Origin of the sequence: Sedimentitalea sp., from assembly GCF_039973035.1 — a bacterium.
Lineage (GTDB): Bacteria > Pseudomonadota > Alphaproteobacteria > Rhodobacterales > Rhodobacteraceae > Sedimentitalea.
In genome coordinates, this window is record NZ_JBDWLR010000105.1 from 1 (window position 1) to 10,328 (window position 10,328).

Sequence of the window (10,328 nt, forward strand, 5' to 3'; positions counted from 1 at the left end):
AACCCGACATGGAGCTTGCGCCAGGATTTGCGGGTCTTTCCCGCCCCATGCTTAGTCTCGTTCCATCCAGACCCACGATGGATACTCAAACCGGTGCTATCCACGATCAGCGTGATCGGCCCTTTCGCTTCTGGCGAAGGTCGCAGGACGTGTAGACCTTTGCCCCGGCGTGAAAGGGTCGAGAAATCCGGCACCGGCAGAGACAGGCCCAGCAGCCGCATCAGAGATCGCACCATTCCCTGCACCTGCCGCAGTGGCTGATGAAACACCAGCTTCAGCGCAAGACAGATCTCGATGGCTAAGTCCGGTGTCACGTGGGAGTGGGCAAAACCACCGCAATCTTACGTTTAACGGCTCTTCCTCACTTAGTGTGGCGCTCTTATCGTTTTCTCGTTCGAAATGACGGGGGTTTAGCTATGCGGGCCAAGAAACTTTGGGCACCAAGCAAGGAGGTGACGGTTGAACGGGTTGAACGGACAACCGCTGGCAGTTGGGTCGTGTCCGGCTCGCTGGCACAGCGTGGGATATGTCCTGGTTGCGGATCACGATCACGACGCCGTCACGGTTGGCGTCGAAGGCGGTTGCAGGACTTTCCCGCACATGGCGAGGTTGTCATAGTGGATTTGCGCGTTTGCAGGTGGCGCTGTACTTCCTGGCACTGTCGTTTGGTGACCTTCTCAGATCAAGCGCCAGCGGTCGCGGGCCCTCGTGCACGTCGCACATCTCGTGTCTCACTGATTGCGCAGCATGTCGGTCACGCTGCGGGCGGTCGCCCGGCTGAGCGACGACACGATCCTGCGCGCGCTGAAGCGCGACATTCACGCCAAAACATCACAAGTTCGGGCCGTCGGCATCGATGACTGGAGTTGGCGCAAGAGCACGCGCTATGGCACGATCATCGTCGATCTTGAGCGGCACTGCGTTGTCGACGTGCTGGAGGACCGGAGCGTTGAGAGCTGTGCCGAATGGCTGCGCAACCATCCGTCCATTGAGATCGTAAGCCGCGACCGCTGCGGATTGTATAGCCGCGCCGCGCGCGATGGCGCGCCCCAGGCGCTGCACGTGGCCGATCGGTTTCACCTTGTTCAGAACCTGCGTAAGGCCATTGAAGAGCAGATGAACATGTCCGGGCGCATGACAGGCCGCGCCCTTCTGTCGGATGCAGACAATGTCAGCTCGGCGGTGCATCTTCAACGCGCGCGTCTGGTTCATCGGCGGTCACGCGAAGAGGTGTTCACCACAATCCATGCGCTGCGCAACGAGGGCCTGTCCTACAGCGAGATCGAACGTCGAATCGGCTTCAAGCGTCGTAGCGTGGCAAAGTGGCTGGCTTCCAAAACACCACCGGATCGGTGCCGCGCAACACCGACCCCGACATCGCCCTGGTATTTCGAAGAATATCTGGCGCGACGCTGGAAGGACGGGCACCGGCATGGCCGACAGCTGTTTCACGACGTCAAGGAGAAGGGCTATGCAAGCAGCTGTTCAAATCTCGAACGCCTATTGGGGGCGTGGCGCAGGGCCGAGAAGCCCGAGGCGAAAAATGCCCCACGCGTCCCACCCAAGCTCGAGCCGGTCAAAGATCCGCTGACCGGACACCTGATCTCACCGGTCATCGCGGCCGCGCTCTGCATCAAGCCACGTGGGTCCTTGACCGCCGATCAGGCGAGAAAGGTCTATGCGTTGAAAGATGGGTCGGATGTGTTTTGCACGATGCGCAGCCTCGCCATGCGGTTCAAAGGCATCCTGCGCGGCGCCCAATCTGAACCGTTGGAGCCATGGATAGACGACGCAGTTGAGACCGGGCTGGTCCCAATCGTACGCTTTGCCTCCCTGCTCCACCGCGACATCGATGCGGTGCGGAACGCCATCGAACTACCATGGAGCAACGGACAAGCGGAACGCTAGATCAACCGCCTGAAGACACTCAAGCGGGCAATGTACGGTCGAGCCGGGGCAGAGCTGCTGCAAGCCAGAATGCTGCCACTGCGCCACACTAAGTGAGGAAGAGCCTCATTAAGGGCCAAAATTTTGCAAAACGGCCGCAGTCTTACAGTTAACTGCTATGTCACACTGGGATAATTCCGTCTGGGGACAAGGGGAGTCTGGCCTACACCTCTCTTGCGCAACAAAGCGCGACCCGCGCGCCTCCTCAAACAAACACTTCAGTTGTTACGTCCTTTGCGAAGTTGGCGTCCAGTGTTCCGCGATTCAGAAGTCGATACCAGAAAGCGCCATGGATGAAGGTCGATACCATCTCTGGGTTTCGCTTTACCGGAAATTCCCCGCGCTCCTGTGCATGATGCAGCAACGCAGTGATCATCTTCTCTCGAGGTAGAACGAAGTTTGTATGGAACGAGGCGTGGAATGTGGCATCGTGCTGGGCTGATGCAATAAGTGCTCGCAATGTATCACCGTCAATTTTCAGATGTTCGAACACATTGATCAGAAACTCTTCTAGCCTGGTACGACAGTCCTTGGCGTCGTCCAGGACCGGCTCGGCAGCGTAGTTGTGAGTTTCCTCGAACACAGCCTCAAGAACGAGGTCAGCCTTTGTGTTCCAACGATTGTAAAGTGTTTGGCGTGCAACCCCCGCCTCTTTCGCTATCGTCGCAATCGAGACTTTCTCGTATCCTCTTTCACGGATGAGGCGTAGGGCAGCAGCTTTTAGATCGCTGCTTGCTTTGGTGCTTATGGGACGTCCCCCGGAGGTTGCTTTCTTCATGCACAGCTCCTGTTCATCAGTGCAGGCCAAATAATCCTTGAATAATAGACTGTCGTCCACAAAGTGAAAGTAGATCGCCGTCTACTATTCACTGGAACGAGAATGTCACATATTTTTCTGACCCAAAAACGCGCCGTCGCCATCACGGCGACTTTGGGCTTACTGTCCCTGTTTCCGCCTTTGGCGACGGATATGTACCTCGCGGGACTTGGCGACTTGGCCACCTCCATGGAGACGACTCATGCAGCGGCTGAGTTTTCACTTTCCGTCTTCTTTCTTGGGCTGTGTTTCGGCCAGCTTTTGGTTGGTCCATTGACGGATACCTACGGACGCAAGACCCCACTCTTGATGGGAACCGCACTGTTTACCATTACTTCGATCACCCTGCCGTTGGTTAGCGATATCGGATGGTTCAATGCGCTGAGGTTCTTACAGGCAATCGGCGCAAGTGCAGGAATGGTTGTCGGACGCGCCGTGGTCAAGGATCTCTATGGAGGACAGCAGGCGGCAAAAGTCATGACCGTACTTGTAATGTTGCTGACAATCGGACCTATAGCATCGCCAACCTTGGGCAGCCTCCTGCTCGAGGCGTTTGGTTGGCGCTCAATCTTCGCTACCATGGCCCTTATCAGTATCGTGGCGTTTGTCCTGACATTAATAGTATTGCCCGAAACCCTTGCTGTAGCCGATCGGAAGGTGCGCCCGTTCAGCAATGGTTTGCGCACTGCAGCGATGTTGTTGTCGCAGCGCAAGTTCGTCACGATGGCGCTTGTCTCGGGTTTCGTACAGGGCGGCATGTTTGCATTTATAACCGGATCATCTGGGGTATTTCAGGGGCTTTTCGGCCTGAGTCCAATTGGCTTCGGTGTCATGTTTGCCGTCATTGCGGTTGCATTGGTTATTTTTGGACAAATAAATCGGGCTTTGCTCAACCACTTTCGACCCGCGCAGATCCTCAAAGCAGTGTTGCCGCTTTTTGCTATCTCAACTCTGCTGCTGATGCTCTTGTCACATACAGAATCTCTGTTGGTGTTCGCCGTTCCTTTGTGGATTTCGATTGGCTTGGTGGGATTGCTTTCGGCCAATGCAATGTCGACTACGATGGAACTGACCGAGACGGCCGCAGGAATGGGCTCGGCGCTGCTCGGAGCCATACAATTCGCAATCGCCTTTTCGGTTTCAACCTGCGTTGCCATCGGAGGAACAACCACGGCTTTACCGATGTCCCTTGGCCTCTTTTTGCCCGCCAGCATAGCAACGTTTTTGTTCTTCTCGTCTGGATTTCACGCTGATCGCCTACAGTCAGAGAGCGCACCAACTTGACGTTGGGCGAAAAGTCACCACGAAACTGATGGCCAAAGATACCTGTTCCCAAAATCTAAACCGGTGGAAAAGGGGATGATAAACTGTCAACTCAGGTAACCGATAGCCTGACGTAACAAAGCTATACAAAGGAAAAACTATGCGATTTACGATATTTACGATCTCACTACTCGGAGTGGCTGGCATTGCCAACGCTGACGCACCAAAGGTTCCGTCAGAAGCTCCGTACATCGTTCTAAGCGAAAACCTTGACGAACCGAACGGGTATGGCTTTTGCATCGATACCTATGGAGCGGGACGGTCTGATCTGATGCAGACGCATACTTGCAAACCCGCCAGTGAAGGCGAACCACGCAGCTATGAAGGCAATGACACGCGTTTTGAGTACGACGCCAATACCATGCAGGTAGCGTCATATCCATTCGAAGGCTTCTGCATGCAGGCGTTGATCGCCACTGGTAAATCGGAGTTTGCTCTGCTGGAATGCAACGATCACCCGCGACAGAAGTTCGCTTTTAGTGAAGCGGATCAAACCCTGAGATTGAATGAAGACAACACCAAGTGCGTAGTGGTGTCTGCGGAAACAGTCCCGGCGGGTCCTTGGGTGAAACGGGCACTCTCGTTGGAAAATTGCGATGAAGTTGACGCTGTGCTGAAGCAGTGGAGCATTGTTTCTGAATAACGCATCTCAGGCTATGCTGATGAGGACGTAAGTAGCCGCGACGCTTCGATCAGACCTTGCCAGATAAGGTCCAAAGCTGCGCCAAGAGACAATTCTTCTTCGTGCTCCCAAAGGTAAATAGCCCGTTCTATTACATTAATGGCATAACTCGCGAGCGCGGAAGCGATCTGACGATCGTTCACGCGGCTGACCAGACACTCGGTGAGCTCATCGCGCTCCTTGACGAGGAAACCATCGAGAATGCCTCGCGCCTTTTCATTTGATTGGAGAACCGTTCCGACCATCCGCAAAACGGCTTCGTCGCGCGCCAATGTTTCCATGTGCCTGTCCAGAAACAGTTTGAGGTCTGCAGCAAGTGAAGTCGCTCCTATACGCAAGGCCTCTTTGTTTTCCTTCCGGAAGCCGGGCGGCACTCCAATCGCAGCGGCCTCCTTGTTTGTGAAATAGTTGAAAAACGTTCGCGTGCTGATCCCGGCGGAAACGGCGATCTGTTCAGTGGTTACGTTATCGAGGCCATGCTGCATGGCCAGTTCCAACGTGGCTTTTTGGATGTCGCGTTCAGTTTCCTGCCGCCGTCTCTGTCGTAACGAAAGTGTCATGAGTCCATTCCTTGCGTAGTGCGCAAAGTTTACGTACAAGGCAAAAAAATACAAGAGCGTTAAGGATCAACAAATAAATGAAACGCAGCGTTTGGAGAATGGCCGGCGCGATTATCGCGCTGACGGGAATTGGCGTAATGGCAAATGCCCAAGGCGCACCTCCGGGTCCAATGGAAGCGCGCTCAATGGACGTGGGCGTGGTCGTAGCCAAACGACAAGAGGTTCCCCGTGTCGTGACCTTGCCGGGTCGTGCTGTTGCGTTTCAAGACGTCGAAGTCCGGCCACGTGTGGGCGGCGTAATCCAAGAAATCCTTTACACGCCAGGCCAAGAGGTTGAGGTCGGTGATCCATTGTTCCGGATCGATGATTCTTCATATCGTGCCGCTGTGGCTTCCGCCCAGGCAAACGTCGCGACAGCGGAAGCAAACTTGCCTGTTGCGCAAGCCGCATATGATCGTGCGGATCAATTGTCTGGCCGTGGATATACTCAAGCCGAAGTCGAATCCGCCCGCGCCGGCCTTGCCGAAGCCAAGGCAACGCTCGAGTCGACCAAGGCCGCCCTGGAATATGCGCAGACGGAATTGTCATGGACGACGCTGAGGAGTCCAATTGCCGGGCGGGCAGATGTGGCAACGGTTTCAGTCGGCGATCTTGTAACTGCCGGTCAGGCGGATGAGTTGACGACGATCGTCAGGTCGGATCCGATTTATGTCGACATGATGGAAGCCAGCACAAACATTTTGTCCGTCCGCAAGGGTGTTCACGAAGGCAACATCAAGCAGAATGACGTCCTGCAAGCGACGTTGACGCTGGAAAACGGGGACGTTTATCGCGGCACCGGAAAAATGGTGACACCCGGCAACTATGTATCCACGACAACTGGGACCTTGACGGTCCGGTTTGTGTTCGACAACCCGCATCACATAATTATCCCAGGCATGTTCGTGCGTGGTAAATTCGGTATCGGCACGATGCAAGCCTACCTTGTACCGCAGCGTGTAGCCACGCGCTCAAACTCCGGAAAATTGACTGCGTATATCGTGGGAGAAGACAGCACGGCGCAGCAGGTGACTTTGGAGGATGCGGAAGCTATCAGAACTCCTGGATCGTTCTCGATGGGTTGAGCGACGGAGATCAGTTGATCGTGGACGGATTGTCCGCCATCCGTCCGGGTCAGTCAGTAATACCTGTCGCTGCGACCATTGATGAAGATGGCATAGCGCGCGATGCCGACGCTTCCGCCGCGGAGAATTGATTCATGGCTTCATTCTTCATTCATCGCCCCGTTTTTGCGTGGGTGCTTGCCATCGCGACCATGTTACTCGGCGCATACAGCATGACGAGCCTGCCAATCTCGCAGTATCCTGACATCGCTCCGACGACAGTTCGGATCACTGCGTCCTATACGGGTGCCTCAGCCGCAACGGTCGAAAATTCGGTCACTACGGTTATCGAAGATGGGCTGACGGGGTTGGATGGCCTGACCTATATGACGTCTTCCTCAAGCGAAGGGTCTGCCAGTATCTCGCTCACCTTTGATGAAACCATTGATCCCGATATGGCGCAGGTGCAGGTGCAAAACAAACTCCAACTCGTGGAGTCGAAGCTGCCCGAAAGCGTTACAAATAACGGAGTTTCCGTAACCCGCTCAACAACGTCCATCCTCATGGTCGGGGCACTGGTCAGCGAAGACGGCAACTACTCCTCGCTCGAGCTCGGCGACATTCTGAGCAGTACCATCGAGGACGCAGTGCAACGCACCGAGGGTGTCGGATCGATAAATCTGTTCGGTACAGAATATGCGATGCGTATCTGGTTGAACCCGGAAAGGTTGTACCAGTATCAGCTGACGGCGTCCGACGTAACCACGGCCGTTGCCGAGCAGAACACCAATGTCACCGTTGGTAAACTTGGAGCCCAGCCTGTTACAAAAGGCCAGCAGTTTACGGTGTCCTTGTCGGCGCAATCCCAACTTGGGTCAATCGAAGACTTTCAACGCATTCTGTTGAAAACCAATGCTGACGGCTCCGCGATCTATCTTGCAGATGTGGCGACGGTTGAACTGGCTGAGGAGGATTACGAAAGCGTCAGTCGGTTTAACGGTCATCCAGCGGCGGGGTTTGCAGTGAACCTTTCCACTGGTGCCAATGCAGTTGACACCGCCGAAGCCGTTCGCGAAGTGGTTGATCGCCTGTCGTCGGCATTACCTGCAGGGGTGACGGTTGAATACCCATATGACACGTCGCCTTTTGTCGAAGAGTCGATCGAACAGGTATACCATACGCTGATCGAAGCGATTGTGCTCGTATTTCTGGTCATCTTCGTGTTCCTGCAGAGTTGGCGCGCGACGATCATCCCGACGATTGCCGTGCCTGTAGTTCTGTTGGGCACGTTCGGCGTGTTGTCGGCGTTTGACATGTCCATCAATACGCTATCGATGTTTGCGCTGGTACTCGCCATCGGCCTGCTCGTGGATGACGCGATCGTCGTTGTCGAAAACGTTGAACGGGTGATGGAGGAAGACGGGCTAGATGCCGTCGCCGCGACGGAAAAGAGCATGGGCGAGATATCGACCGCTCTGATCGGAATCGTAATGGTCCTTTCCGCCGTATTCCTGCCGATGGCCTTCATGACCGGATCAACCGGAGTGATTTACAAGCAGTTTTCGGTCACGATCATTTCCGCGATGGTGCTCTCCCTTTTTGTGGCGTTGATCCTCACACCGACGATGTGCGCGCAATTGCTCAAGCCGAACCACGGCAAGGCGCCCCTGGCTCCGCTGCGCTGGTTCAATGCAGGTCTTAACCGTATGACAGGAGGCTATGGCGCCGTGGTTGGGCGGTTTTCCTTGAAGCCTTTTCGCATGCTGCTTGTGTTGGGACTTGTGGGTCTTGGTGCGTATTGGGTCTATAATCGTCTGCCCACATCTTTCCTTCCGACCGAAGACCAGGGTGTTCTGATGGCCATGGTCGAACTCCCCCAAGGATCAACCGTCCAGCAGACACAATATACCATCTCGCAAATCGAGGACTATTTGCTGTCCGAAGAGGCCGAAATCGTCGATGGCGTATTCGCCAATGTCGGGTTCAGCTTCAGTGGTTCCGGACAAAACTACGGGATGTTGTTCATCCGGCTCAAGGATTATGAGGACCGTCCAGGGCAAGATGCGGCCGATCTGATGATCCGCGCAAATCAGAAGTTCTTCCAATCCCGGCTGGGCAGCATCTTTGTTCTGCAGCCTCCAGCCATTCAGGGATTGGGAACTACGTCCGGTTTCGCGATGTATCTTGTCGATCAATCCGGCAGCGGACAGGAAGCCTTGAGCGCGGCCGCAGATGAACTGGTGGCGCAAGGGCTCCAGGAAGGAAGCGTCACCAACCTTCGCGGTAATGATGCCGCGACAGAGCCCGCCTTGAAATTGGAAATCGACCAACAGAAGGCCGAAGCCTTGGGTGTGTCTCTTTCAGACGTAAACGCCATGCTGTCCACTGTGTTTTCAGGATCATATGTCAATGACTTCCCGCTCGGGAATGATTTGCGCGAGGTGATTGTGCAGGGCGGTGCCGAATGGCGCATGCAGCCCGAGGATGTCGAGCAGTGGTATGTCAGAAATGACAATTCCGAAATGGTTCCGCTCTCATCCTTCGTGACGCGTAGCTGGGAAACGATTACGCCCAAGCTGTCCCGATATGGCGGAACCCGTGCCTTGGAGATCTCCGGTGAAGGCGCTGCGGGCGTCAGTTCGGGCGATGCAATGGAGATGATGGAACAACTCACCGACAATCTGGATGGCTCCTATGCCGCCGCCTGGACTGGTCTGAGTTATCAAGAGAGGTTGTCCGGGGATCAGGAGGCCGTTCTCTACACAATTTCGGCGCTGGTCGTCTTTCTATGCCTCGCGGCTCTGTATGAAAGCTGGGCAATTCCCTTTGCCGTCATGCTCTCGGTCCCGGTGGGCATCCTGGGCGCATTGGCGACAACATGGTACTTCGGACAAACAAATGACGTGTATTTCAAAGTAGGATTGCTGACCACAATTGGTCTTGCCGCAAGAAACGCCATCCTGATTGTCGAGTTTGCGGAAACCTTGCGATCACAAGGCAAAACATTGCTTGAGGCGACGACCACAGCAGCCCGCCAGCGCCTGCGCCCAATCCTCATGACGTCTCTGGCGTTCGGCTTTGGCATCATGCCCTTGGTTCTGGCCACCGGCGCAGGTGCGAATGCACAGCAATCGATCGGGACAGGTATGCTCGGCGGCATCATCTTTTCCGCGGTTATCGGGATCGTGATGGTGCCGGTGTTCTATGTCGCCGTCGTCAGGACCACGCAAATGTTCCACACTCGGAAGGCAGTTGAGCAATGAAACCCCTTTTCCTGGTTATGGGTCTGTTCGTTGCGGGCTGTGCTGTTGGCCCCGACTATCAACGCCCAGAAGTGTCGATGCAAACAACCGTGTTGCACGGGTCTGATTGTGGTCGAAACTTGCTCTTTCCCGCCGCGTTCAGACAACGCGCTCATACTTTGCCCGACCAAGTTCAGTCATACGATTGAGCACCTTTGTTCCGATGCTGATTTCGCAAACCTGGTTGTCAAAGTCCCGCGCTTGGAGACTTTCGCCAATGACTTCTTTCCATCGTCCGATCTGAGCTTCAATGAGCGATCTTTGAGTGTACCCGATGTCAGTTTGCCACTTCATTCTGCCATGCTCGCCAATGTAGCCAATGTGCTTGTCGCGCTGAGGATTGCCTCCGAGCACAGCATTTTTGGGCGGCGGAACGATGAGCGCGATATCGGCTCCATATTTGGCGGCCAAACAGTCATAAACACCCTGACCATCGTAGGCACCGTCCGCGAGAAAACGCGCGACGTCAGCGTCCGCTTTCGACAACAAACCCGGAAGCGCCGTTTCGTCGCCGACGTGTTCTGTTGTAAGTTCAGATGCGACGATCTCACCGGTGTCTGGGTCAAGCCCGATGTGAAGTTTGCGCCATGTTTT

8 protein-coding genes and 1 pseudogene are annotated in these 10,328 nt (G+C 55.1%); 5 read left to right on the top strand and 4 right to left on the bottom strand.

Features of this window, described 5'->3' with window-relative positions:
* The coding region (locus tag ABJO75_RS28060; protein ID WP_348129466.1) for a transposase at positions 1-314 on the bottom strand (314 nt) is incomplete at its 3' end.
* Positions 315-452: 138 nt separating this feature from the next.
* Between ABJO75_RS28060 and ABJO75_RS28065 the strand changes: the two are divergent.
* Positions 453-2,004: pseudogene (locus ABJO75_RS28065) on the top strand (ISL3 family transposase).
* 148 nt (positions 2,005-2,152) lie between these two features.
* On the opposite strand, the gene ABJO75_RS28070 reads toward ABJO75_RS28065, so the two are convergent.
* Positions 2,153-2,725 (bottom strand): TetR/AcrR family transcriptional regulator, encoded by a 573-nt coding sequence (locus ABJO75_RS28070; RefSeq protein WP_348129463.1) that lies wholly within the window; start codon positions 2,723-2,725, stop codon positions 2,153-2,155.
* Between the two features lie 102 nt (positions 2,726-2,827).
* Here ABJO75_RS28070 and ABJO75_RS28075 point away from each other — a divergent pair, with 102 nt between their 5' ends.
* On the top strand, positions 2,828-4,048 hold the full coding sequence (locus tag ABJO75_RS28075; RefSeq protein ID WP_348129461.1) for a multidrug effflux MFS transporter: 1,221 nt from the start codon (positions 2,828-2,830) through the stop codon (positions 4,046-4,048).
* Positions 4,049-4,187: 139 nt separating this feature from the next.
* Positions 4,188-4,730 carry a hypothetical protein gene (locus ABJO75_RS28080; protein WP_348129458.1) on the top strand — a complete coding sequence of 181 codons (543 nt, stop codon included), beginning with the start codon at positions 4,188-4,190 and terminating at the stop codon, positions 4,728-4,730.
* A gap of 11 nt (positions 4,731-4,741) precedes the next feature.
* On the opposite strand, the gene ABJO75_RS28085 is transcribed toward ABJO75_RS28080, so the two are convergent.
* The gene (locus tag ABJO75_RS28085) at positions 4,742-5,329 is read right to left on the bottom strand and encodes a helix-turn-helix domain-containing protein (RefSeq protein ID WP_348129455.1); all 588 of its coding nucleotides are present in this window, start codon (positions 5,327-5,329) and stop codon (positions 4,742-4,744) included.
* A 185-nt stretch (positions 5,330-5,514) separates the two neighbouring features.
* Between ABJO75_RS28085 and ABJO75_RS28090 the strand changes: the two genes are divergently transcribed.
* Positions 5,515-6,453, top strand: a complete 939-nt coding sequence (locus ABJO75_RS28090) for an efflux RND transporter periplasmic adaptor subunit (RefSeq protein ID WP_348414030.1) — start codon at positions 5,515-5,517, stop codon at positions 6,451-6,453.
* 134 nt (positions 6,454-6,587) lie between these two features.
* Positions 6,588-9,695 carry an efflux RND transporter permease subunit gene (locus ABJO75_RS28095; protein WP_348129450.1) on the top strand — a complete coding sequence of 1,036 codons (3,108 nt, stop codon included), beginning with the start codon at positions 6,588-6,590 and terminating at the stop codon, positions 9,693-9,695.
* Between the two features lie 138 nt (positions 9,696-9,833).
* Here ABJO75_RS28095 and ABJO75_RS28100 read toward each other — a convergent pair.
* Positions 9,834-10,328: transposase (locus tag ABJO75_RS28100; protein ID WP_348414029.1), on the bottom strand; the 495-nt coding region annotated here is incomplete at its 5' end.

What these genes read in the sequence shown, in the direction of transcription:
- ABJO75_RS28070 (WP_348129463.1), bottom strand. Translation starts at nt 2,725, where the DNA reads ATGAAGAAAGCAACCTCCGGGGGACGTCCCATAAGCACCAAAGCAAGC.
- ABJO75_RS28075 (WP_348129461.1), top strand. Translation starts at nt 2,828, where the DNA reads ATGTCACATATTTTTCTGACCCAAAAACGCGCCGTCGCCATCACGGCG.
- ABJO75_RS28080 (WP_348129458.1), top strand. Translation starts at nt 4,188, where the DNA reads ATGCGATTTACGATATTTACGATCTCACTACTCGGAGTGGCTGGCATT.
- ABJO75_RS28085 (WP_348129455.1), bottom strand. Translation starts at nt 5,329, where the DNA reads ATGACACTTTCGTTACGACAGAGACGGCGGCAGGAAACTGAACGCGAC.
- ABJO75_RS28090 (WP_348414030.1), top strand. Translation starts at nt 5,515, where the DNA reads ATGGACGTGGGCGTGGTCGTAGCCAAACGACAAGAGGTTCCCCGTGTC.
- ABJO75_RS28095 (WP_348129450.1), top strand. Translation starts at nt 6,588, where the DNA reads ATGGCTTCATTCTTCATTCATCGCCCCGTTTTTGCGTGGGTGCTTGCC.